Annotated in this window: 22 protein-coding genes; 2 read left to right on the top strand and 20 right to left on the bottom strand. The window is 46.3% G+C overall.

Translation table 11 applies throughout. From position 1 onward, the window contains the following. Nucleotide 1: 1 nt before the first annotated feature. The 6 genes from DWX59_RS10830 to DWX59_RS10805 form a co-directional block, all read right to left on the bottom strand. Nucleotides 2-655 (bottom strand): class II aldolase/adducin family protein, encoded by a 654-nt coding sequence (locus DWX59_RS10830; RefSeq protein ID WP_117558933.1) that lies wholly within the window; start codon nt 653-655, stop codon nt 2-4. 13 nt (nt 656-668) lie between these two features. Beyond that, a complete protein-coding gene (gene mtnA, locus DWX59_RS10825; RefSeq protein WP_117558931.1) occupies nt 669-1769 on the bottom strand; it encodes an S-methyl-5-thioribose-1-phosphate isomerase in 1101 nt (366 codons plus the stop codon). A 51-nt stretch (nt 1770-1820) separates the two neighbouring features. Then, nucleotides 1821-3044 carry an S-methyl-5-thioribose kinase gene (gene mtnK / locus DWX59_RS10820; protein WP_117558929.1) on the bottom strand — a complete coding sequence of 408 codons (1224 nt, stop codon included), beginning with the start codon at nt 3042-3044 and terminating at the stop codon, nt 1821-1823. A gap of 17 nt (nt 3045-3061) precedes the next feature. Continuing rightward, nucleotides 3062-4039, bottom strand: coding sequence for an ABC transporter permease (locus DWX59_RS10815; RefSeq protein ID WP_117558927.1), 978 nt, complete (start codon nt 4037-4039; stop codon nt 3062-3064). Between the two features lie 20 nt (nt 4040-4059). Next, on the bottom strand, nt 4060-5598 hold the full coding sequence (locus tag DWX59_RS10810) for a sugar ABC transporter ATP-binding protein (RefSeq protein ID WP_117558925.1): 1539 nt from the start codon (nt 5596-5598) through the stop codon (nt 4060-4062). A gap of 131 nt (nt 5599-5729) precedes the next feature. Continuing rightward, the gene (locus tag DWX59_RS10805; protein WP_117558923.1) at nt 5730-6956 is read right to left on the bottom strand and encodes a substrate-binding domain-containing protein; all 1227 of its coding nucleotides are present in this window, start codon (nt 6954-6956) and stop codon (nt 5730-5732) included. Nucleotides 6957-7320: 364 nt separating this feature from the next. On the opposite strand from DWX59_RS10805, the gene DWX59_RS10800 reads away from it, so the two are divergent. Further along, nucleotides 7321-8331 (top strand): LacI family DNA-binding transcriptional regulator, encoded by a 1011-nt coding sequence (locus tag DWX59_RS10800; RefSeq protein WP_117558921.1) that lies wholly within the window; start codon nt 7321-7323, stop codon nt 8329-8331. A gap of 87 nt (nt 8332-8418) precedes the next feature. Here the strand turns inward: DWX59_RS10800 and DWX59_RS10795 are convergent, their stop codons facing one another. The 10 genes from DWX59_RS10795 to DWX59_RS10750 form a co-directional block, all read right to left on the bottom strand. Then, nucleotides 8419-9279, bottom strand: a complete 861-nt coding sequence (locus DWX59_RS10795) for a ketose-bisphosphate aldolase (protein WP_117558919.1) — start codon at nt 9277-9279, stop codon at nt 8419-8421. Nucleotides 9280-9304: 25 nt separating this feature from the next. After that, nucleotides 9305-10258: a carbohydrate kinase family protein gene (locus tag DWX59_RS10790; protein WP_117558917.1), complete on the bottom strand. Its 954-nt coding sequence runs from the start codon at nt 10256-10258 to the stop codon at nt 9305-9307. A gap of 65 nt (nt 10259-10323) precedes the next feature. After that, complete coding sequence (locus tag DWX59_RS10785; RefSeq protein WP_117558915.1) at nt 10324-11202, bottom strand: aldose 1-epimerase family protein; 879 nt, start codon at nt 11200-11202, stop codon at nt 10324-10326. A 2-nt stretch (nt 11203-11204) separates the two neighbouring features. Continuing rightward, entirely contained in the window at nt 11205-12200 is a 996-nt protein-coding gene (locus tag DWX59_RS10780; protein WP_117558913.1) for an ABC transporter substrate-binding protein, read from the bottom strand. Nucleotides 12201-12253: 53 nt separating this feature from the next. Further along, complete coding sequence (locus DWX59_RS10775) at nt 12254-13258, bottom strand: ABC transporter permease (protein WP_117558911.1); 1005 nt, start codon at nt 13256-13258, stop codon at nt 12254-12256. Then, the gene (locus tag DWX59_RS10770) at nt 13251-14813 is read right to left on the bottom strand and encodes a sugar ABC transporter ATP-binding protein (protein WP_117558909.1); all 1563 of its coding nucleotides are present in this window, start codon (nt 14811-14813) and stop codon (nt 13251-13253) included. Before DWX59_RS10770 ends, DWX59_RS10775 begins: the two co-directional genes overlap by 8 nt. Nucleotides 14814-14927: 114 nt before the next feature. Beyond that, nucleotides 14928-16343: an ATP-binding cassette domain-containing protein gene (locus DWX59_RS10765; RefSeq protein WP_117558907.1), complete on the bottom strand. Its 1416-nt coding sequence runs from the start codon at nt 16341-16343 to the stop codon at nt 14928-14930. After that, nucleotides 16340-17383: a sensor histidine kinase gene (locus DWX59_RS10760; protein ID WP_117558904.1), complete on the bottom strand. Its 1044-nt coding sequence runs from the start codon at nt 17381-17383 to the stop codon at nt 16340-16342. Before DWX59_RS10760 ends, DWX59_RS10765 begins: the two co-directional genes overlap by 4 nt. A 36-nt stretch (nt 17384-17419) precedes the next feature. Then, entirely contained in the window at nt 17420-19030 is a 1611-nt protein-coding gene (locus DWX59_RS10755) for a response regulator transcription factor (RefSeq protein WP_117558902.1), read from the bottom strand. Nucleotides 19031-19055: 25 nt separating this feature from the next. Then, entirely contained in the window at nt 19056-20222 is a 1167-nt protein-coding gene (locus DWX59_RS10750) for an ROK family transcriptional regulator (protein WP_117558900.1), read from the bottom strand. A 324-nt stretch (nt 20223-20546) separates the two neighbouring features. Between DWX59_RS10750 and DWX59_RS10745 the strand changes: the two genes are divergently transcribed. Further along, entirely contained in the window at nt 20547-21605 is a 1059-nt protein-coding gene (locus DWX59_RS10745) for a type I phosphomannose isomerase catalytic subunit (protein ID WP_117558898.1), read from the top strand. Nucleotides 21606-21757: 152 nt separating this feature from the next. Here DWX59_RS10745 and DWX59_RS10740 read toward each other — a convergent pair whose 3' ends face one another. From DWX59_RS10740 to DWX59_RS10725, 4 genes are all read right to left on the bottom strand, one after another. Further along, nucleotides 21758-22081, bottom strand: a complete 324-nt coding sequence (locus DWX59_RS10740; RefSeq protein ID WP_117558896.1) for a hypothetical protein — start codon at nt 22079-22081, stop codon at nt 21758-21760. Next, nucleotides 22078-22449: a hypothetical protein gene (locus DWX59_RS10735; RefSeq protein ID WP_117558894.1), complete on the bottom strand. Its 372-nt coding sequence runs from the start codon at nt 22447-22449 to the stop codon at nt 22078-22080. Before DWX59_RS10735 ends, DWX59_RS10740 begins: the two co-directional genes overlap by 4 nt. A 73-nt stretch (nt 22450-22522) precedes the next feature. Beyond that, entirely contained in the window at nt 22523-22879 is a 357-nt protein-coding gene (locus DWX59_RS10730; RefSeq protein WP_117558892.1) for a dihydroorotate dehydrogenase (quinone), read from the bottom strand. A gap of 30 nt (nt 22880-22909) precedes the next feature. Next, on the bottom strand, nt 22910-23614 hold the full coding sequence (locus DWX59_RS10725; protein ID WP_117558890.1) for a DUF6896 domain-containing protein: 705 nt from the start codon (nt 23612-23614) through the stop codon (nt 22910-22912). Nucleotides 23615-23819: the final 205 nt, after the last annotated feature.

The following is a 23819-nucleotide window of genomic DNA, read 5'->3' as shown; positions in this document are numbered from 1 at the left end:
CTTAAAGAAGTATTTCTTTTGGATAGGCCCATTTCTCGAGTTCTTCCGGCGGCAGTGCCTTGGGCTCGGCACCACCTGCGCTGGCAAGGGTGATGTAATACATCTCCGCAATCTCCTCCACATACTGCGCCTTTAAGAAGGCGTCCTCAAGGCTGCTGCCTGCAGCGATGGCGCCATGGCTTTCCATAAGGCAGACTTCGTTGTCCTTCATGACCTCCGCCACCTTCACCGCCAGTTCAACGGTTCCTGCCCTTGCATAGGGCGCTACCGGAACCATGCCTGTTTTCCCCAGATATGCGCTTTCATACACAATGGGGGGAATTGGTTTGTTCATGATTGCAAATGCAGTAGAATAGCGTGCATGTGTATGCACAATGGCCCGGATGTCCTTCCGCTCCTTATAGATATACAGGTGCATCATGGCCTCGCTGGATGGTTTCAAATCCACCTGACGCTGGATTACCCTTCCGGAAAGATCCATGACACAGATATGTCCTGTTGCAAGCACATCCCTGGACACACCGCTGGGCGTGATTGCCACATACCCGGTCTCCGGATCGTATATACTGAAGTTGCCTGACTTGTGCCTGCACATGCCAAGCCGGTCCGCCTCCTTGGCCACTGCAACCACCTGTTCTTTTAATCTCTCAAGCATGATAGATTCCTCCTCACTTCCCGACTCCCAGAGCCTTAAACGCCTCTTCAAAGGGCGCACGGCACATCCCTTTTTCCGTAATGATGCCTGTAATCAATGAATGGTCCGTCACATCAAATGCCGGATTATACACATGGATGCCTTCGGGCGCCATACGCTCTTTGTACCACATCTGCGTCACCTCATCCGGATCACGCATCTCGATGGGTATTTCCTTTCCTGTCGGTGTATCCATGTCAATGGTGGATGTGGGCGCGCACACATAGAAGGGGATTTTGTAGTACTTTGCCAGGATTGCCACTCCGCTGGTTCCGATTTTATTAGCCGCGTCTCCATTCTTAGCGACACGGTCACAGCCCACGAAAATAATATCTATTTTTCCGGACTGCATCAATATGGACGCCATGTTGTCACACTGCAGGGTTGTTGTGATTCCTGCGTTATACAGTTCAAAGGATGTAAGGCGGGCGCCTTGCAGCAGCGGCCTTGTCTCATCACAGTAAACATGCATGGCAGTTCCCGGCCACCCCTTCTCAAGGGCAATGTACATGGGCGCCGTGGCAGTGCCGTACTTTGCAGTGGCCAGCGTGCCTGCATTGCAGTGGGTCATGATGCCAATCTCCTTCCCCTCCTGCTTAAGTTCTTCCAACAACCCAAAACCAATCCCGCCAATCCCGCGGCTGATCTGGATATCCTCCTCACGGATAGCGTCCGCTTCCTGGAAAAGAAGCGCTTTAATCTCAGCCACATCCTTATCCTGATTATCGGTCACGGTTCCCTCCATGCGGTTCAGCGCCCAGAACAGGTTGACCGCAGTTGGCCTGGAGGAAGCCAGATAGTCCTTTAGCTCCTTAAACTCCGCGTAAAACATGTCATACCGGTCCGCAGTGATTCCCGAGGCCAGCAATGCAATCCCATAGGCAGCCGCTGCCCCTATGGCAGGCGCCCCCCGTACCCTCAGTTTCTTGATAGCTTCCCAGATTTCCTCTTTTGTGCTGACCTGAATCCGTTTTATGGTCCCGGGCAGAAGGGTCTGGTCAATTATATCCAGCGCACTTTTGTCCTCTTTTAAGCGGACCGTGATTACTTTGTCAAAAAATTCTTCAACCGTCATGTTTCCATGCCTCCTTCATATTAAAAGCAGTTCTGTATGATCCTGTCCATTTTAAAGCGTTTTCTCCGCTTCTTCTTTTGCCCGTTTCACCGCTGCCACATAATCGGCCCCGCACCGAAAAGCCCCCTGGTTCATGATATAGTCTTTTCCTGCCAGGATGTTAATCCGTTCTGCAAGAAGGCGCTTTTTTTCATCCTTTATCGTGGTCACATCCACGACATTGGCCATCCCCACTGTCCTGCGGTGCAGCTCGGTCCCCGCATAACCAGCGGTATCCCGGAGTATGCCGTCAAAATACCACTCCTTGAATCCTTTCACCTTGGCCATTGGCTCTGTCACCGCTTCATCATACTTTTTGCCGAACTTTTCAATAAAAAGATCCACAGTCTCCTCAATGGTCTTTAAAACCCAGCCGCAGAACATTCCGTCATCCGTGGAAAGGCCATTGTCATATGCAAAAATAAGGTTTGCAATCACATTGCCCGTGTCATAACCCATGGGCGCATAAGTGCCGAATTCCGAATCAAATATCTTGGTCGCATCCTGGCGGATGAAAATGGATCCCGTGTGGAGATCCCCCTGCAGAAGGGCCTGGGCATCAGTCATGAAGCGGAATTTAAGCTTTGCCACTTCCAGATGAAGGGCCTGGTCATCATAAAGCTCCCTTTTCACGAAATCCTCGTTGGGCCCATAAACATTATTCCGTTTATTCAAGTCATTGTAGGGCTCCATGAGAACCAGTTTTTCCGTAATATCGCAGAGGTCCGGTGAAATAAACTTTCTAACCAGTTCTTTTTTGTCTTTGTGGTCCATGACAATGTCGCTGCTCAGCAGCAGCGTGTTTACCATGAAGGTGGAAACATCGTCCGCAAACCCGGGGAAGGTCTCATGTCTCAGCATGGCATCCCGCATGACCGCATAGTCCGAACAGTCCTCCATTCCGCAGGCGCACATGACGGTGTCAAAAAAGTACACATGTGGCACCATGCCGGGCGCGAACCGGTCCTCCAGCATAAGGATTTCGGATTCCAGGCGGTTGCGGTCCCTGGAGGGCTTCATATCCTTTGAAATCCTGGCCTCGGTCCCTGCCTGCTTGATATAGATGGAATGGCCTTTACCGTCCCAGACCCGGTACACATAATTTAAGTTGCCATGGGATGGCGGGACAACCGCTTCCATGGAATCCCGGTCCCAGGGAATCTCCCCTGCCTTCTCCAGCGTATATTCGATAACATCATCCACATTCATCTGAAAATAATGATCAAATCTTGACATATGTAGTAACCTCCCACTTAATCTTCTCTCTTAGATGCATAAGCCGCGATAAGCGCCAGGGCCAGGACGGCGCCCTTGACCGCGGGCAGGACATAGAACGGCACCGCACAGATGGTAAGTCCGTTTTCCAGCGTGGACACCAGCATGGCGCCTATCATGGTTCCCAACGCATTCGGCTTCTCTGCGCCGCCAACGGTACGTCCCACGAAAACAGCTGCCAGCGACGGCATCAGGTAGTTGTCGCAGCACATGACCTGGGCGGAACTGCCTCTGGATGCCACCAGGATACCTCCGATTGCAATGAATACCGCGGTAATCATACCTGCCAGGTAGCGGTATTTCTTAACATCAATACCGGACAGTTTGGCAGCCTCCTTATTTCCGCCCATGGCATAAAGGTAGCGGCCGTGCTTGGTGAAATTCAGGAAAAGGTAAGCCACGAACACGCATCCCAGCATGATAATGATAATCCACGGCGCACGTCCGATGGCTGAAAATGATTCCGACAGCGCGGTGCGGGCCGGCATGGCTCCCCATGAAGTCTTCATGCCCGTGGATACCGCGCCGCCCCCAATATACCACTGGCCGATACCCTGATGAACGAACATCAGCGCACAGGTTGCAAGCATGTCCGGAATCTTACACACAAGGATCAGGAACATGGTAAGCTGGTACATGATCAGGGTAACAAAGATACATGTGACAATGGACATTCCCAAAGACATCCCAAGCCACAGGTAGGCTGACACGAACACATAGGCCGAGCAGCTGGCCAATGTACCTGCAGACATATCAAATCCATCCGGTGCCATGGTAATGGTTGCCGCAATCCCAAATACCGTGTTGATGGCCATCGCCCTGAGGATATTGACCATATTGCTTCCCGACATAAAGGCGCTTCCTTTAACCGCCGTAAATGCGATAAAACACACAAGCAGTGCCAGGACTGCAGCCCAATCCACTAAAAACCTTTTAACATTTGTACGACTTTTCATTGCTACAGTATCCCTCCCGTTTATTGATTCCGGTTTTTATCATCGGTTCCGCCAACCGAATAGTACATAATCTCATCCTCCGTGGTCTTATCCGTCTTAAGTTCCGCCATCACGGTCCCGTTATACATCACATACATCCGGTCAGTCAGGGACAGCAGTTCCGAGTTTTCACAGGATGCATAGATGACCCCATGGCCCTGCTTCGCAATTTCATTAATCAAATGGAAAATATCCTGCTTCGCCCCCACATCCACTCCTTTTGTGGGCTCGTCAAAAATATAGATATCACAGTCCGCTGCTAGCCATTTGCCAACCGCAACCTTCTGCTGGTTTCCACCGGAAAGGTTCTTAACCTGCTGCCTCACGCTGGGCGTGGAAATCCCAAGGTCCTCCACATACCGCCTGGCATTGTCGTCAACCCGCCGCCTGCGGATGAAGGGGCCTGTGCAGAACCGCGAAAGACAGGCGGCCGACAGGTTGAAGCTGACATTTTCATGGACCAGGACGCCCTCCTTACGCCTTTCCTCAGGCACCAGGGCCATGCGGTTCCTAACAGCCCCGGATGGATTCGATATCTTCAGTTCCCTGCCCTTAAGCAGCACCTTTCCGCCCGTTTTCCTGTATGCGCCGAAAATCGTCTTACAGAGTTCAGACTTGCCCGCGCCCACCAGTCCGGCAATCCCAACCACCTCGCCGCACTTTACCTGGATGGTGACATCCTTTACCTTACCGCCGGCCCCGGACAAATTCCTGGTTTCAAACAGCATTTCCCCGATTTCACAGGTCTCCTTTGGGAAATTCTCCTCAAAGGTACGGCCCAGCATCTTTTCAACGATTTCTTTTGTGGTTGTCCCCGGCGTAACCGGCGTGGTGTCAATCATCTTTCCATTGCGCATGACCGTGTAATTCCCGCAGATTTCCAGGATTTCATTTAGCCGGTGGGAAATAAAAAGAATTGCTATGTTTTCTGTTTCGTGTAAATGCCGCACAATGCGGAACAGTTCCTCTGTCTCCGTATTGCTAAGAGGAGCGGTCGGCTCGTCAAGAATCAGGAAATTGCATTCTGACCGGATTGCCTTGGCAATGAGCACCATCTGCTTCTGGGCCAGGGACAGGTTCTGCACCAGCTCATGTTCATCCACCTGGTCACGGCCGATGTGGAGCCGGTCCAGGGCCGCCCGCCCCTGTTTATATGCCTTACTCCAGTTTACGATATATCCGCTCTTTCCCATGACCATATCGTTCTGGACAATATTCTCTGCTACTGATAAAGTAGGATACAATGCAGTATCCACTTCCTGATAAACAATCTGTATTCCCAATTTCTTTGCATCCACCGGTGTCCTGATTTCAACCTTTTTATTATTTAGGAATACTTCTCCTGTGTAGGCGGGGTTGGCCCCTGCCAATACCTTCATTAACGTTGACTTACCTGCGCCATTGGCCCCTACCACTGCGCGGATTTCACCGGTCGTCACTTCAAAATCAATATCGTCAAGTGCTTTGACACCTGGAAATTCAATGGAAACATGTTTTGTTTCTAATTTAATCTTATCCATGGAGTCCCTCTTTCCAGCAATAAAATCTTTTTAAAAAAGGGAAACGCAGGGCAAAACCCGCGCTTCCCTTCAAAAAACGATTGCCTGTGGTTTTGTATCCGAAAAAAACCTCGTTTTTCAATGTCAGCTTATTAGTGGATTAAATCCTTTGGCATCCAGTCTGCTTCAGACAGATAATCCAGATTGCCGTAAGTTTCACCTGCAATGGTCCCAAGGTTTTCTACCGTTGAATCAGGCTGAAGCGCATCCGCCTTGATTGCGGTTCCAGGAACCTCGACCACATCCACGCCGCTCTGTCCGGTGGCCGGATCAAAAATCTTGTCATACTGACCTGCAAGCTGCAGCATCAGGATACGCATCCCAATCTCTCCGTTCATGGTCCAGTCCGTGGTGCCTGCCGCGGTCCAGATATCAGGACGGGTCTGCATGTTGGTAATGTCAACCGGGTCAATGTCAACCGACGCCATGGGAAGTGCATCGCCGTTCTTACCGTTGAAATTATCATTCTCAGCAATTGCGTTATAAACGCCCTGGCCATATAAATCGTAATAAGCAATGACGCCATCCACATCTGCCCGGTTAACGCCCTGGAGATATGCAGCAGTAACCGTATTGGCAGAATCAACGGAATCCTGAAGGGGCTGTACTTCGCCAACCGTCACGATCTTGCCTGCTGCCTCATACTCCTGCCAGCCGACCTCACGGCGGTCAAAGGGGCTGTTGTAGTTCGGTCCCCTCCATACCTTAATCAGGCGGACGCCCTCTCCGTACTCCTCAATCATCTGATCCAGGAGGACCGTTACAAGGGACTTATCCTGCTGGAACATCTGGGTAACGCCCGGAAGCTTCTGATACTCACCGTCCGTGTAGAACTGGGTGTCAAATGTAACAATCTTTAAATCCGGGTACTGTTCCGTGATTTCCTTTAAGAATACATAGGAACCGTCCTGGTTGCCGTGGCTGACCAGAAGCCCGTCATATCCCGCAGATGCGCAGGTACGGATGGTATCCTGCCACTTGTTAAAATCACCGTCACAGAAGAAGAAATCAAACTTCACATCCAGGGCATCGCAAAGGGATGCGCAGGAATCCTTCCACATCTGGAAGATTGTCGCAGACGGCAGAAGCATGATATAGGCTACCTTCTTGCCCGCCACCGGGTTTTCCGCAGCAGCCGGTGCAGCTGTTGTATCTGCTTCAGCCGCCTTAGCATCTGTCGGTGCCGCTGTGGTGTCCGCCGCCTTTGTCTCAGCCGCCGTGGTGGTTCCTGAACCGCCTGAACCGCCGCACCCTGCCAGCAATGATGCTGCCATGGTAATTGCCGCAATCACACTGACCACTTTTTTCATTTTTTTCATTCGTACGTTTCCTCCTTTTTTGTTATTGACTTTGTTTACTAAACGCTACTTATATCACGTCCTGTGTGTTAACTAAATAGTACAACTAATTTAATAATGTGTCAATATCATTTTGACATATTTGTTATTTTCTTACATAATAAATTATATTTGTTGTGCATTTTAATTACACAAATCAATCAATATCGTGCCCCTCGTTACTACTGCACTGTTTCTTGTTTAGTAAACATATCTTTTTCCTGTAAAGAATTGACCCGTTTCATACCATGTGCTATAATCTCAGCAGAGTATGATTAGTAAATTACAGGGGATTGTTCAAAGATGTTTACTACGTTCTTTCTGCATTCCGGAAAGGAAAAACCATATGACTGTCAGAGAACTGGCCAAGCAGATCGGTGTTTCGCCCGCAACCATTTCCATTGTATTAAACGGTAAAAAGGGGGTTAGCGAGGAAACACGCAAGAAGGTATTAGATGCCCTTAAAACCTACCAGTACATGCCCCCTGCCCGCAAATCAAGAAGCGGCAGGAATGTGCTGGTGGTAAAGTTTTATAAAAGCGGTATGCTGGTAGAAGAAAACCAGGGATTCATTACCATGATCATTGACTCAATCGAAGAACAGCTTCGGGCCGAACAGATCGGCATGACCCTGACCGTGGTCAAGACAGGTCTTAAATCCGCCCTTAATTCGCTGGATTACAGCAAATACTGCGGAATGTTCTTAATTGCCACAGAAGTCATGAGGGAAGATTTCGTACATCTGGACTCCATTCCCATCCCCTTCGTGGTGGTGGATAATACGGTACCCAACCATTACTGCAGCAGCGTATGCATGAATAACAGGGAGAATGTATATATCGCCCTGCAGTATTTAAAAGAATGCGGCCACACCGAACTGGGTTACCTGGGCAGCACCACGGGTGCCGAAAACTTCAATGAGCGCCACGATGCTTTTATCAAATACGTAAAAGAACTGGATTTTCACTTTGATCCGCGCAATGAATTCCGTTTAAAACCAACCATGCTGGGCGCCCGTGATGATTTTTCAAAATTCCTGGAACAAAAACCGGAGCTCCCCCCCTGTTTTTTTGCTGAAAATGATACCATTGCGCTGGGTGCCATGAAGGCCCTGAAGGAAAAGGGATATAAAATCCCACAGGATGTGTCACTTATAGGTTTTGACGACATCCCCTATTCCTCAATCAGTTCCCCCACCCTTACCACCATCCACGTACAGCGCAACATCATGGGCAAGCAGTCCGTCATCCAGCTGATGCAGCTGATTGAGGACCCGCGCTTCATGCCCATGAAAACGCAGATTACGGGACGGCTGGTTGTAAGATCCAGTGTGAAGGATTTGACGGAGGCGCTTTAGTTATTGGTGTATTATCTGAATGCAGAAAGGCCACGGTCCCAATGCATAGGCTTTGGGACTGTGACTTTTATTTTTTACACTCCAGCTTTAATACAAAGCAGCTTTATTAATTGTATTTAAAACAGTCAGCTTATGGCGGACTACTTCCTTTACTTTCTCATTGGCATACGGATACACATCCATGGGTTCGTATTTGCCGGGCACTTCATTCAGCCGTTCCCTGACCGCTTTAAAGAAAACACTTTTTAAATCAGATGACAGATTGACTTTGCTTACGCCATACTTTACGGCCTCGCTGATTTCCTCATCCGGATTCCCGGAACCGCCATGAAGGACAAAGGGGATACTAAGGCGGCTGTTCAGTATTTTCAGAAGTCCGATATTCAGCTTTGGGGTCACTCCCTTTGGATATAAGCCATGGGCTGTTCCGATTGCAACTGCCAATGTATCAATTCCTGTTTCATAAACAAAGTTTTCTGCCTGGTCCGGATCTGTAAATATGATTTTATCAGTGCCACCTTCTGGCGAACCATTATTTCCAATTGTCCCCAGTTCTGCTTCCACCGAAACATTAACTGAATGGGCAATCTCCACAATTTTCTTTGTGATAGCCACATTATCCTCATATGCCCTTGAAGATGCATCTATCATGACTGATGTATAACCGTTATGTATTCCGCGGACGACATCTGCCAGTGATGCACCGTGATCCAAGTGTATTACCACAGGGACCTTGCTTTTATGCGCATAATCCCTGACCGCCGCAACAAAGCAGTCTCCCAAATATGCTATCTCATCCGGATGGATTTCCATGATGACCGGCGCATTCTGCGCCTCCACCTCTTCCATTATGGATTTCAACATATCAAAACTGGAGATATTAAATGCCGGAACAGCAAATTGATTCTCCCTGGCAACCTTTAATAAATCTCTCATTGTGTATAGCATAATTTCCTACTCTACCTTTCTTTTTCTATCTGTCATCCAGATGCATTCCGGCCCGCAGGAACATCTGTTCCCTATTTCTTAGGGCCGTATTTGCCCCAACTGCCTCCACTGCAATGGAACCGGCCGCACAGCCAAGCTTGGCACATACTTCCACATCCATGCCTTTTGACAGTCCATATAAGAATCCTGCTGCAAAACAGTCACCCGCTCCTGTTGTATCCACAACCGCAGCCGGGCAGGCTTCTATCATCTTATCAGTTTCCTTGGTATGCAGATAGCATCCCCTGTTTCCCAGCTTTAATACAATATTGACGGCTCCCATATCCTGAAGCGCTTCTATTATCCGGCACGTCTCGGTCTCGCCGGTTATCAGGCTTGCCTCACCATAGCTTGGCAGAATGAAGTCTGTCTGTCTGAACATGGAGGATACCATGTTCCTGTCCACTTTCTCATCACCTTTTCCAATGCTGTAATCCGCAGCTGTCGTGACGCCATGTTTCTTTGCGTAAGAAAACAGTTCACAGGTTGCTTCACCGTCCAATGCCTTTAAAGCCAGGCTGCTTCCGATGCTTACTATTCCTGATTCCTTCACTGCATCAAGATTAATATGGGAAAGCCCAAAATAATCCATACAGCCCTTTTCCACGGCAAAATGACGTTCCCGCCCGGAATCCAGCATAACAATGGATACAGTGGTCGGATGTCCTGAATCCGTCGTGACCATGGAACAGTCCACACCCTCGTCTTCTAAGCTGTCAATAAGATACTTTCCCCAGTAATCGCTGCCGCATAACGCCATCAGACCGGTCCGGCACCCCAGCCGGGATAATACTACTGCCTGGTTGACCGCGTCCCCTCCTATCCCAAGGCTCAGTGTCTCCAGATAGGTTGTATCCCTTTTAAGCGCCTCCGGCTCCAGGATTCCGGCAATTAAATCTACGGTTGCCAGCCCGGCACAAATCACATCATATTGTCTCATATAACCACCTTTTATTTCTTTGCATTATGTCCAAAATCACTTCTGAACCAATGTTTATCCATTCATTACCACAGGGAAATGGACCAGGTGTTTCTGTACTCTTCCCCCGCTCCCAGTTGTATCAGATCAGCCTGATGCTCTAGTTCTTCCACCACCCCATGCCGGGAGGGCAGGGATGACCATGGCTCAATGCAGACATAAGGCGAATCTGTTTTAGGCCAGTGCCATATGCCCAGATAATCCATCTGGGGATAACGGACCGTCACTGCCCGGTGGCCCTTATGGCTTTTTAAAGTTACTTCCCGGCACATATCTTTCAGAATTATGGCATCATCATCAAACAGGTCATGGGACAGCCTTTGAATCCGTCCATCTTCCAATTTCCATCGCTCGTCCTCACCCAGAACAAAGCATTCCCTGGACATCCCTATCCGGTTCGGTTCACTGGCCTTGCTGAACTCAAGACAATAGTCCTCAAATGCCATTCCATTTTCCAGGGGGACCATAAAGCCCGGATGTCCTCCCAAGCCGAAATACATGGTCCTGCCGTCCTGGTTCTGTATGATATACGTAATATCAACTGTATTATCCTTCAGTTCATACTGAAGCTGATAGAAAAAATGACGGGGATATATCTTCATGGTATCTTCATCTGACGAAAACCGGAAAACTGCCTGGGTGTCCCCTTTCTTTTCACAATCCATCTCCACATCCGCTATGAACCCATGGGGCTGCATCTCATATATCTTTCCATCCAGCTTATAGATTCCACTGGTAAGTCGGGCCACATACGGGAAAATATTAATTGCCTTTCTCCGGTATGTGGCAGGATTGCCCTGCCACAGATATTCAATTCCAGCATCATGCCTTCTCAGGGACTGCAGTTCACCGCCATATGTATCAGCAGCCACTTTAATGCATCCATTATCCAGCGTAATCCTCATCTTTACTTTAAAGCCTCCGCATCAACAATGGATACGCCTGTATCTATATAGCTTTCTCCAACATCTTCGCCTTTTAATGCCTTGAGTGCTGTCTTAATTCCTTCATATCCCATCAAATCCGGGTTCTGTGTGATGGTACATACAAGACTGCCTTCCTTTACCAGTTCCAGGATTGTATCGGATTTATCAAAGCCAATTCCCATCACATCAGTACCGGCTTCCCTGATAGCATTGCCGATTCCTACAGTACAGCCTTCATTACATCCGAAAATACCAACGCATCCCTGTGCAATATAGTTTGCAGCAATATCCTTAGACTTGGCCGCGTCACCTTCACTGTACTGGGTTTCCAGTATCTCAAAACCAGAGCCTTCAAGTGCCTCCTTAAATCCCATCTCACGGTTTACATTGGAGTTGGTTGCCGCATTTGGGGTGATGATGCCAATCTTACCGCTAGTGATTCCGGCTGCTTCCAATGCCTTAAGCATTTCTTCCCCGCCGCTTTTTCCAGCACTCTTATTGTCTGTAGCCAGTGTCTGTATGCTGTCGTAGTTGGCCGGTGAATCAACGTATACGATTTTAACCCCTGCTGCATCGGCTTCTTTTAACGCCGCCACGTCTGCATCCGGTCCATTGGCTGCCAAAAGGATTGCATCGGCTTCATCTGCCACTGCATTGTTGATACATTCAATCTGTTTTGCATCATCCTTCTGGTCCGGTGCCGACCATTTGTATTCTATGCCGCCCAGTTCACCAACAGCCTTCTCACAGCCCTTATTCATATTGACCCAATGCTGGTCAATCTGGTCCATGGTTATCAGATAAATTTTATAACTATCCTTACTCTCCGAACCAGCGTTTCCTTTGGCTTCTGATTCCTGATGAGCCGTTGTCCCTGAACCTGAATTGCCCGAACTTCCTGAACCCGAACTACACCCTGTCATTGCTGCTGCCACCACTGCCGCCATTAAAACCCCTAAAACCTTCTGCCTTCTCATTGTAAATCTCCCTTCCGTATGCCCACGCATACATTCCACATTTTATTTTTATATTATTTGATGCTGCGTTTCTTCCTGGATGCGAATTTTCCTTTTCTGACCATGATATCAACCAGGACTGAGACCACAACAATGATACCAATCAGGATGTTCCTGATAGCAACCGGAGCCCCGGCAAACTGAAGCCCATTTTGCAAAGTTCCCCATATGGATGCACCGATAACCGTCCCCAGAAGGATTCCCTGCCCTCCCAAAGGGCTGATTCCACCTATGACCGATGCTGCCACACCGTACATCTCATACATGTTTCCTGCATCCATGGTCCCCATTCCACTTGTGGCGCAGATAACAAGTCCAACCGTGCATGAACAGATGGAGCTCACCATATATGCCATGGTTATGGTTTTTGTTATGTTAACGCCAGACAGCCTGGATGCATCTATATTGCTCCCCACCGCATATACATGCCGCCCAAACCTTGTCCGGTTCAAAACGAAATTAAATACCAGCCAGAATAAAACCGCGATGATGATTGTATTGTAAAGCCCTATGACCTTCCCATAATAGAAGAAGTTGCGGAACCCCTCTGCTCCTAAACCAATGGAATCCGTATTGTAATTGTTGTTAACAATCTGGGCAATTCCTCTGGCAATCGTCATGGTGCCCAAGGTTGCGATGAATGGCGGCAGACCGCAGCCAGCCACCAGGGTACCATTTACAACCCCCACAACCAGACAGCAGCAGAAGGTAACGGCTACGGCCACCCAGGGATTCACCCCTTTAGTCATCAGGGTTGCGGATATCATACAGCTCATGCCCACAACTGAGCCGATGGACAAATCAATATTACCTGTAATCAGCAGGTAGGACTGGCCAATTCCTATCAAAAGGATGGGGGCAATCTGACGCAGCAGATTTCCAATATTCTTCCCTGACAGGAAAGTAGGGTTCATAAAGCCAAATGCTATTATCAGGACTACCAGGCCAAATGAAACCGTGATTACCTGCCCCATACCTCTGGTAGAAATTATCCTTCGGAATATATTTTTGTTATTCATGTTTTCCTCCTGTCTGTACAGATTTCCGGACATGTTCCTGTAGTTCCATTGTCCCGTCTAATTTAGACTCAAACTTTGTCGCACACTCCAGAATCAAATCCTGTGATACCTCCTCAGTAGAAAAAACACCTGTTATCCTTCCGTCACACATGACAATGACCCTGTCGCTGATTCCAATCACCTCCGGCATTTCCGATGAAACAAACATAACCCCAATTCCTTGTTTCTTCAAATCATTCATCAGATGATATATCTCTACCTTGGCTCCCACATCAATTCCTCTTGTGGGCTCATCAAATATTACCACTCTTGATTTCCTTGCCAGCCATTTACCCACAACCACCTTCTGCATGTTACCTCCGGACAGGCTGTCTGCATTGTTTTCAATCGAAGACACCTTGATTTTCAGATTGTCAACTGCCTGCATGGTAATCTTCTCTTCTTTTTTTCTTTTGATGATACCAAACCGATTGGATAGGAAATCCAGATTGGGGAGCCCAACATTTTCCCTGATGCTTAATTTTGTACAGAGTCCATCTTTTTTCCTGTCCTCCGGAGCCAGGACGATTCCGGCCCGGATAGCATCCATGGGATTATTGATATGGATTGTTTCCCCATCCAGGATGATTTCTCCAGACTCTTTCGGGTCAACCCCAAAAATCGCACGGGTGGTTTCCGTCCTTCCTGCCCCCATAAGCCCGGCAATTCCAACGATTTCCCCCTCATACAGTTCAAGGCTGATATCCTTAACCATATTTCCTGCATTCAGATGCTTTACCTCAAGTATTTTTTTTCCCTTGGCACAGGATACCCGCGGAAACTTTTCTTTTATCTCACGGCCCACCATATTAGTTATGATTTCCTGCAGGCTGGTATCCTTAAAATCCATGGATGTGATATACTTTCCATCCCGCATAATGGTAATACGGTCCACAATATGCTGCAGTTCCTCCAGCCGGTGTGAGATATATACAATTCCCATGCCTTGGGAGGTAAGTTTTCTGATAATGAGAAACAGATCCTCAATCTCCTTGGATGTCAGTGCCGATGTCGGCTCGTCCATAATCAATATCTTTGCATTAATTGACAGAGCCTTTGCTATCTCTATCATCTGCTGTTTGGAAACAGCCAGGTCACCCACCACCGCATCCGGGCTGATATCCATATTAAGCTCATCCAGGACCTTTTTTGCTTCCAGTCTCATTTCCTTATCCGAGAGCAGCCCATTTTTCATTGTTTCATGACCCAGGAAAATATTTTCAGCCACCGTCAGATGCCCGCAGAGATTCAGTTCCTGATGTATGATGGCAACACCCAGTTCCTGTGCCTTTTTGGGATTTATATCCTGGACATCTTTTTCAAAAATACGTATGGTGCCGCTGTCCTTGGGATAAACGCCGCTGAGTATCTTCATCAGCGTAGACTTACCGGCACCATTTTCCCCCAGAAGCGCCATCACCTCTCCCGCCCTCAGGCGGAATGAAACATCATCCAGCGCCTTCACACCCGGAAAGCTTTTGTCTATATGTTCCATCTCCACAATGTAACTCTCCATTGCATCACCCCTTTGTTTTCTTCATCCTTACCTTATCTGTATCTATAATATAACATCTAAAATGCCCCATTATAAGAGGGGCGGTTTTGGTCTTTAGGGGGGTGGCTTTTGATGTTACTGTTTCGTCACCGTCCCATTCCTGACAATAATCGTGCGGTCAGGAGGAGTGTGGAGATCTGATATATTGCTAAGCAGTTCCACGATGGCAATTCCTTTTCTGTGCAGTTCCCCCAGCAGCTTCTTCACTTCCTTTTTCATGTATATATCCTCCTCTGCCAGCGGCCTGATACAGAATACAATCTTTGGATTGCACAGGTGTATCCTATAATAAACAAGGCGGTAAAGCTGAATCCTGTCAAGGGAGGTAATATCCGCTTCATCCATCTCATCCCCTAGAATACAGTCATATTCCCGCCTCACGCTTTTTCTTATACGTGTCTTAATCGTCCAGGCCCCCATCTTCTGCTCCATGTCAAAACATAGATTATCCATATAGCTCATTTCCTGAAATAGCATTGTTTTTGTTGGATTTTCACTGACAAAAGACACACCGCATCCGGGAATCCCAATGTTTTTCCATTCCCTGAATTCTTTACCTTGAAAAAAGATTTCTCCTGAATAAACAGACGCCTCCGCCTCCATATTCATGAGGCTGACCAGATTTTCCAATACCGTATTACTCATATCCAGCAATGTAACCCATTCTCCCGGGCAGACACAGAAACTCATATTCCGGATATCCTTCCAACTGACATTCCTGAACTCCAGAAGAGCTTCCTTATGTATCCTGTCACGTTTTGATTGTATCATCAGGGGATTCCGGAAACATAACCGCTCCTGAAGCCCGGCATTTCCTATAATCTTTCTTATCCGCCCATTGTCCATAAGCGCAATGCGGCCACAGACCTGTTTTGCCTCATCAAAGGTATCGCAGATATACAGAAAGGTATAACCCTGCCTTGCAAACCTGCCCAACAGATTAAAATATGTCATGAGGTCAAGGGGACCAAGATAATTGGCCATGTCACATATAACTACAAGACGGGTACCTATAATCAGGGCCTTACACAGTTCGACAACCGCCTTTTCATACGATGATAATTCGCATACCAGCTTTTGTCCCTTTAAATCAAGACCCAATGACTTTTCTTTTGCAAACCGCTCAAACTGCCTTCCCAGCTTGCTGCGGTTTACCAGTATTTTCCTGTAACTGCCTTTAATAACAAATATGTTTTCTTCCACCGTCATATTCTCAATCAGGCTTGGCTTCTGTCTGATGACAGCTATGCGGTTCGGCTTGCACAGACCATACCCTCCCGCATTAACAAGATTTCCATGGAAATAAATCCTTCCATATTGTACCGGCCGATTCAATTGAAGGATTTTTGTCAAGGCTTCCTTTCCACGGTTGTCATCACATACCATCCCCATGATTTCCCCACGGAATATACGCATGTGAAATTGTTCCAGCAGCAGTTGCCCATCCTCGGCATATGTCACATGTTCCATGCCCAGCACTTCTTCTTTCACCGGACAGCCACCCCCTGATATGGGTTTAAGGCAGACATATCCCCTTCAACCAACGGAAGGGTAATCTCAACATCTGTCCCCATCCGTGGAATGCTGTAAATATATATGCCATATTCCTCCCCGCACAAAAGGCGGATACGGTTATTGACATTTACCATGGCAATTCCGCCTTTATTCTCATGGTCGTCTTTTATATATTCTGTCTTCAGCTCATTCAGCTTCTGGTTCAACTCCATCACCCGTTCTTCAGGCATGCCGATGCCATTGTCTGATACAGTGATAATCATATGATTCTCTGTAATATCAACCTTAATTTTGATGATGCCATTGCCTATCATCTGCTCAATCCCATGGCAGACCGCATTTTCAACAATGGGCTGCAGTGTGAGTTTGGGCAGCCTGCAATGCAGGATACGTTCCGCATCCTCCTCACTGTATTCTATCTTCAGCGTTATCCTGTTCCCGAACCGGTACCGTTGTATGATGTAATAATTATGAATATTTTCCAATTCTTCTTCCAACGTAACCAGATTATCCATATTAGATATTGTGTACCGGAAAAAAGTAGCAAGGGCTTCTGTCATCTTAGCCACATGGTTTAATCCAGCATGCAGGGTTTCCCCACGGATTCCTTCCAGGGTATTATATAAAAAGTGAGGATTAATCTGGTTCTGCAGCGCCATATACTCCGCCTGTTTCCTGGTTGCATTAATCACTTCTTTCATATTAAGCATTTCGTTAAACCGGCTTATCATGTTTTCCTGCTCCGGTGAAAAGCAGATTCCACACCCGTTCATCCTTTTCAGCACCTGTCCTGCCGCAAATGCCTGCATCATCTCACAATGGCGCTGATATGGTTCAGCCACCATCTTATATATCCCCCATGCAGATAACAACAATGTTACCAGAAACAGGCACGGAATCCCCAGCCACAGCCGTCCCGCAAATAGAAGCATGGATGCTGCCAGCATATAGATTGCTGCAAATAAGGCTGCCACTTTTATCCGGTACGAAATATACCTCTTGCATTTACTTAACATACGCGTTCCGCTCCTTTGGTCCCCTGCAAAGATGCACTAGGAATACAGTTTTCTGTATTCACTTGGCTTCAGTCCCGTCTCCTGTTTAAATGACTTTGTAAAATGCTTTAAATCGCTGTACCCCACATTCCCACAAATAGCGGAAATACTTTCATCAGTTTCTTTCAACATCTCTTTTGCCTTTTCCATCCGTACTTCTGAAATATATTCGCCAAAATTCTTACCGGTTTCTTTCTTAAACAGAAGGCTGAAATATGATGCATTAAACCCTGTAATCCTGCCCATTTCCTCTAATGTTATAGCAGTCATATAGTTTTTCAGGATATATGTCTTGGCCATACGTATGGGCTTGATGCCTTCCTGCTTTTTATCTTCTGCTATCCTGACCATGCAGTTCCTCATACATTGGGACAAACATGCAAAAAGGGACCGCATACTGCCACAACAGCCGCTCTTTTCAATAAAATCATCATAAAACAGTTCCAGTACCTGACCATGGAACTTATTTTCCTTCATGTACAGCACAAATGAACTGCTTATCTGCCGGATTAGCATCCACAGTCCATGCCCACTTATATGGCCTGCCAATTCCCTTTCAAGGATTTTAAGTTCCCCTGCCATTGCATCTGCATCCAAAGCCATTACATGGTTCCTGAGATTTTTCAACGTCCGGTCAGTGAGCCTGCTGTTTTCAGGCTGATCCACATATGTATTTCCATACTCAATTACCTTTCCGGCTCCTCGTACCAGTCTTTCCTGCGCCGCTTCATCGGCTGTTAAAAAAGCAGTTCCAATTTCTCCGGCCTCCCTAATCATTTCCCCTATACCACAGGTAAAGCAGAACTGCGGAAATACGGTTCTCTGCACAGTTATCTCAGAAAAGGCCTGTCTGATTTTCTTTTTTATGTTTTTTTCCTGCTCTGGATCATAATTGACAATGCACCATAAACCATTCCCCTTTGTACAGCACTCCATATCATAACAGCATGCTTCAAGGGACTGCCTGATAAGGTATGCCGCCTTAGCTGAAATCAGTTCAATTCCCTTACCGTACTGTTCCCGGTAATCGTAATCGATTTTTATTATAAATGCAGTAAAGCTCCCCTCCATGAACTCCATACAATAACGGTTGTTAATAAACCGGATGTCTCCCCTGACATCCATTTTCCAACCATCCCGAAGGTACCCCAGCAGGAAATTTTCCCTGGCCCGTTTCCTGCTTTCTTTTACCTGACTGCGGAGTGCGTTTTCCTCTGTCAGACGCTCCTGCCTGGCATTGTACTTTTCCTGCATCTTTTTTAATGTATTCATAAGTTCTTCCTGCTTGATAGGTTTTAACAGATAATCGCTGACGCCATATTTAATTGCGTTCTGTGCATATTCAAAAAAGCGGTATCCGCTGATTATGATAAAATCTATTTTCTCCTGCTGTTTTTTTGCCCTATGGATTAATTCCAGACCATCACAGCCAGGCATCTTAATATCGGTTATCACTAAATCCGGTGCCTGCTTTTTTATTAAGTCCAATGTGTCCAAACCGTTATTAGCCATTCCCACCACCGTCATTCCATAATTTTCCCAAGGAACCAGATCATAAATCAGCTGACACACCTTCTGTTCATCGTCCGCAATGATTACCCTCATCATATAACCTCCCTCTCCTGACCATTACCTACAATAATGTTCTTATAAAAGACTCCATAATCAGATTACATGCAGCAAGCATCTTTCCATCTTCTGGCATCTGGGAAAGAATAACTGGAATATGGTGGACATCCCTCCCCATAACTCTGGAATTGACAATGGATTCCGTCATCTCTCCCAACAGTCCTCCCTTATAGGCAGCCTCACCTCCTAATACAACGGCATCAAGGTCCAATATATTCATCACATTGACAATTACCACTGACAGATACCCTGCCTCCATCTGTATCAGTTTCCTGGCCTGATCATCCCCATTATAGGCCAGGTTAACCATCCGTTTCCATGAATAGAACTGGGGATTTACGGCCAGACCACACTGTACTATACGTGGAATTGAGGCGTACAGTTCGGCACAGCCTATGTTACCACACTTACATTTATCCCCAAACATATTAATTGTTATATGCCCCACCTGATTGCCCATGCCTGCGCTTCCCCTGTAAAGTTCACCATGCAGTATGATTCCGCCTCCCACTCCGGTATCAAGCTGAAGTTCCAGATAACTGTCATACTTTTTCCCAATTCCATAATAACGTTCAGCAGAGGCAAGGGCATTAATATCATTTTCCAGGACCACCGGGGCCGCCAGCCTTTGCTTAAAATAATCTACTATATAAATATTTTCCCAGCCCTCAAAGTTAGGCGGGTTCAGTATCTGCCCCTTATCCAGGTCAAGTGGACCAGGGGCAGTAATTCCGATTCCCAGCAGCTGCCCCTTGCCAGCACTCTTTTCCTCGTAATTCAATATAATCCTGACCATATCCTCCAGGATATGGTCAATATTCCCTAATCTCCCATCATACTCAATCCGTTCCATCTGCTTAATGCGGCCGTCAAAACCAGCAATACCAACGCAACAGCAGCCACGTTCCAGTGTGACTCCTATCATATGATATCTATCAGGATTCAGGGTTATCCGGAAGGATTTCCTTCCCACTTTTCCCTCAATGGGTTCCCCCTCCGCCACAAGCCCCTCCTTTAGCAGATTATCCACAATCACACTGATTGCCGCCCTCGTCAGCCCCGTCTGTCTGGCCAGTTCTGCCCTGGAGCAGGGACTGATCCGGAGGCTGTCCATTATAATCCTTTTGTTTTGTAATTTCATTCCCCTTGCATTAAAAGAACTCTGCTCCATATATCCATCCTCCTGATTGTTCGATTCCCTTATTTCTTCTTTTTGTTAATAATATTTTGTTAAACCATTTTATATATATATCAATTACCAAAAAAATTTGTAAGTTTTTCCCTATACTTCCAAATAATAAACCAATATTTTATGATATTATTATATACATTTTTTATTTAATTTGTCAATTCATTTGACATTCAAATCCACTGGTGTTATACTTTTTTCATCTAATCCTTACCTAATACTGTACTGTGCAGTATGAATATCTGTTATTGAAAATAATCTCATAATCATTCAGGGATTAAAAATCCCTTAAAAAGGAGCATACTCATGAAAATCGACATGACTAAACCTATTTTCTTTGACAGAAACCGTGTTTACCGTATTTATAAAGGCGGGCTTTTATTTTCTGATTTCTTTGGGGATGAGCAGGAAGACAATAATTATCCGGAAGAATGGGTTGCATCCACCGTGAAGGCGTTAAATCCAGGAAGCACGGTTCCATTAGAAGGATACAGCTTAGTAGAACACACTGATATCACATTGAAAAGCCTGATGGAAGAACATCCCTGGCAGATGGCTGGACCTGCGGGAACCTTTCCCCTTTTGGTAAAGCTTCTTGACAGCGCCATGCGGCTGCCCCTTCAGATACACCCGGACCGTACATTTTCACAAAAGTATTTAAACAGCAATTTTGGAAAAACCGAAATGTGGATTGTCCTTAATACCAGGGAGGATGCCAGTATCTATTTTGGCTTTAAGGAAAACATGACCAAGGAATCATTCATCACTTATATTGAACGTTCCCGAAATGACAGAACTGTGATGGACACGGTTCTTAACAAGATTCCGGTACAGCCCGGGGAGGTTTATCTCATTCCGTCCCGCTGTGTTCATGCCATCGGAGCCGGCTGCCTAATTTTAGAGGTACAGGAACCTACTGATTTTACCATTCAGCCGGAATACTGGTGTGGGGAATATCTTCTTCCGGAAGACCAGCTGTATCTTGGCCTGGACAGGGATATTGCACTGGACTGCTTTGACTACAGTGTGAATGGCCCTGACTGTATGTCTATCTCTAAGAAAATCCCCCGCCTGTTGTCCAAGGAAAACGGGATTAAAAAAGAAATGCTGATGGGCTACGAAGATACCCCCTGTTTCAGCGTTAACCGTTACACGGTCCATGACAGTTCTTTTGTCTTAGGAACAGCGCCTGCTGTCTATATTGTAACAGAGGGTTCTGGTATGATTACCGGAAATGATTATAAAAGAGAACTAAATAAGGGAATGTATTTCTATCTGCCATATGGGGCAAAAGGACAGTGCGCCGTCCAATCAGATTGTGATTTGCAGCTGATTGAATGCCTTCCGCCATTGGCAGATGTATAATCAAAATCAGAAGGACCGTTCCATAGGAATTTAATAACCTATGGAACAGTCCCCCTGTCAATCAGCCAGCATTTTCCTGATTGACCATGTACATCTCTCCGTAAAGTCGGCATCATCCTGATTCGCAGCATGTTCCGGCCTGAAATACCAGCTCATGAAATCATCTGGCCCTGCCGGGAATTTAAAAATCCGATGTCCATGTCCGTATGCCTGCAGTAATAGGCATCGGTCCCTCCGGGAACATCCTTAACGAAAAACCAGGCATAGGCAGTTTCATCCCATACCACTTTATCTTCAGGCTGAACCGTTTTTTTATCATGTCCGTTTATCAGATGCAGCTCGGCGTTCATTCGGATACTTTTATTAATATGTATGCTTTTCAGGTAGCCTTCCAGCACCATTTCCGTATGGGACAGGAGTTCTGAAAAAGAAGGGATGTATGTATCTGCAGGATACACTTCAAATGTTGTGCTCATGTCCGGCCTTCTTCCTGAGGAAGGCACGGCAGAGCAGTTTTCTCCCCATTTTCCAACTGTATCACTATGGTTCCATCGTTTTCCATCACCACATCCTCCACCCATGTATCTCCAGTCCTATACCACTCCTTCCACTGTCCACATCTTTTACCATACCCATACGGTGTAAATGGTTCATTTAAATAATAAACAATGACTCCGCATCCAGCCATTACACAGCATTCCTCTTCCGGGGATATGATTACTTTTCCTACGTCCCCATAAAAGTCTCCAATGGTCACGGTTCGTTCCAGGTGTTTCATTTTCAAAAGAACCGTCTCATACTCCCTATACACCTCATAATGCATACTTTCTGCAATTTTATGCAACGCCTGTCCCTCCTTAACCAATTGCCATACGCCTGTAGCAAAACCTGGTGGTGCACGGTCTGCTCATTGGTTGTCATCCCTCCGATATCCATACGTTTTCATTTTCCTGTATGGCCAATGAAAGCATGCTCCGGATGGATGCTAACACATTTTTAGACCCTTCAAACCGGCATTCAGATATATCTATTCCTTCGAACTGCCGCAGACATTCTTCTAAGTCTGGAATCTGCCAGAAATCTTCATCATACCATCCGGTATGTAAATGATAGTAGTATGCAATTCCAGTCCATCCATACCGGGATGGTTCCATCTGCTCCATTATATCGTCAAAAAAGCCTGCCCAAATAACTATTTTTTCCTTTATTGTGTAAAACCCGATTTCCGTCTCACCTTCATAACCACGATAATATTGGTCATCCACCCTGCGCATATGCAAAGCCCTCCTTAATCTGCACAATCCCTATCCCTGCTTCTTCAAATTCCAGAGAATAGTATCGGTCATGATTTTAACCGCATTCTCCGGATAGTTCATGTCATCATATGGAACTGAATATATTTCGTTTTCTCCTAAAAAGAACCGTAAAACATATCTATTTTGATTGCCGTATATCTGATTACAAATCCAATTACTTTTTCTCAAAAACCTATCTGTCATCTTACTTCTCGGAAGTATCCACGTTTCATGAAAATACTCTATTGCCAAAGAGTCATATTCCTTTGGGAACTCCGGCGTAAATGTATCCTTTTTATTCACCGAATAATGATAGAGTCCGTTCTTTTTAAACATTTCGCCTTCAATGACAGCCAGTTCACAAGCTTCTTCCAATAATTTACCATCGAAATATTCCGTTTGGCTGCTCCCTCCCTGCTTGAGGGTCATCCCCAGCAACCAGGGATCAATACCGCACCACCTGCTTCTGTAACCAAAATTCCAATCCAAAAACAGCCCATCGCCAAAAGCAAAGCAGCCGTTCCCGTGAAGTCTGTATGTGATACCACCGATGATGAAATCGGTTTTACGCACTTTGCCCCTGTATTCAAAGAAATCCCATTTCGTTCTTAATTCCAGGTTTTCCTGCCTGTTTATTCCTTCCAGTAGTTTGCAGCATACATCCTCTACATTGGCTATATATTCATCAATCATTGATTTTATTTTATCATCCATAGAATCATCCTATATTAACTGCTGTATCATCAGTGACCCATTCTTTTTTGATGTCTCCATGCTTCTGGTTAAGCGGCAGTTCAGACAAGCATATTTTATAAATCAAGTATATCATAGAAGTCAAATGATAGAATCAACTTTTATAACCGCTGATTTTAAAAGTGATATTGTACCGATCATAACAAAAAACGACCAGGCAATGCCT

The organism is Enterocloster aldenensis, assembly GCF_003434055.1.
Lineage (GTDB): Bacteria > Bacillota > Clostridia > Lachnospirales > Lachnospiraceae > Enterocloster > Enterocloster aldenensis.
Note: the sequence above shows the minus strand (reverse complement) of the source record. Positions and strands in the feature narration are given on the sequence as shown.

Coding starts and splice junctions, on each gene's coding strand:
- DWX59_RS10745 (WP_117558898.1), top strand. CDS start 20,547: ATGAAAATCGACATGACTAAACCTATTTTCTTTGACAGAAACCGTGTT.
- DWX59_RS10830 (WP_117558933.1), bottom strand. CDS start 655: ATGCTTGAGAGATTAAAAGAACAGGTGGTTGCAGTGGCCAAGGAGGCG.
- DWX59_RS10730 (WP_117558892.1), bottom strand. CDS start 22,879: ATGCGCAGGGTGGATGACCAATATTATCGTGGTTATGAAGGTGAGACG.
- DWX59_RS10790 (WP_117558917.1), bottom strand. CDS start 10,258: ATGAGACAATATGATGTGATTTGTGCCGGGCTGGCAACCGTAGATTTA.
- DWX59_RS10810 (WP_117558925.1), bottom strand. CDS start 5,598: ATGGATAAGATTAAATTAGAAACAAAACATGTTTCCATTGAATTTCCA.
- DWX59_RS10780 (WP_117558913.1), bottom strand. CDS start 12,200: ATGAGAAGGCAGAAGGTTTTAGGGGTTTTAATGGCGGCAGTGGTGGCA.
- DWX59_RS10805 (WP_117558923.1), bottom strand. CDS start 6,956: ATGAAAAAAATGAAAAAAGTGGTCAGTGTGATTGCGGCAATTACCATG.
- DWX59_RS10795 (WP_117558919.1), bottom strand. CDS start 9,279: ATGCTATACACAATGAGAGATTTATTAAAGGTTGCCAGGGAGAATCAA.
- DWX59_RS10775 (WP_117558911.1), bottom strand. CDS start 13,258: ATGAATAACAAAAATATATTCCGAAGGATAATTTCTACCAGAGGTATG.
- DWX59_RS10800 (WP_117558921.1), top strand. CDS start 7,321: ATGACTGTCAGAGAACTGGCCAAGCAGATCGGTGTTTCGCCCGCAACC.
- mtnK (WP_117558929.1), bottom strand. CDS start 3,044: ATGTCAAGATTTGATCATTATTTTCAGATGAATGTGGATGATGTTATC.
- DWX59_RS10815 (WP_117558927.1), bottom strand. CDS start 4,039: ATGAAAAGTCGTACAAATGTTAAAAGGTTTTTAGTGGATTGGGCTGCA.
- DWX59_RS10740 (WP_117558896.1), bottom strand. CDS start 22,081: ATGAGCACAACATTTGAAGTGTATCCTGCAGATACATACATCCCTTCT.
- DWX59_RS10785 (WP_117558915.1), bottom strand. CDS start 11,202: ATGAGGATTACGCTGGATAATGGATGCATTAAAGTGGCTGCTGATACA.
- DWX59_RS10760 (WP_117558904.1), bottom strand. CDS start 17,383: ATGTTAAGTAAATGCAAGAGGTATATTTCGTACCGGATAAAAGTGGCA.
- DWX59_RS10770 (WP_117558909.1), bottom strand. CDS start 14,813: ATGGAGAGTTACATTGTGGAGATGGAACATATAGACAAAAGCTTTCCG.
- DWX59_RS10755 (WP_117558902.1), bottom strand. CDS start 19,030: ATGATGAGGGTAATCATTGCGGACGATGAACAGAAGGTGTGTCAGCTG.
- DWX59_RS10750 (WP_117558900.1), bottom strand. CDS start 20,222: ATGGAGCAGAGTTCTTTTAATGCAAGGGGAATGAAATTACAAAACAAA.
- DWX59_RS10725 (WP_117558890.1), bottom strand. CDS start 23,614: ATGGATGATAAAATAAAATCAATGATTGATGAATATATAGCCAATGTA.
- mtnA (WP_117558931.1), bottom strand. CDS start 1,769: ATGACGGTTGAAGAATTTTTTGACAAAGTAATCACGGTCCGCTTAAAA.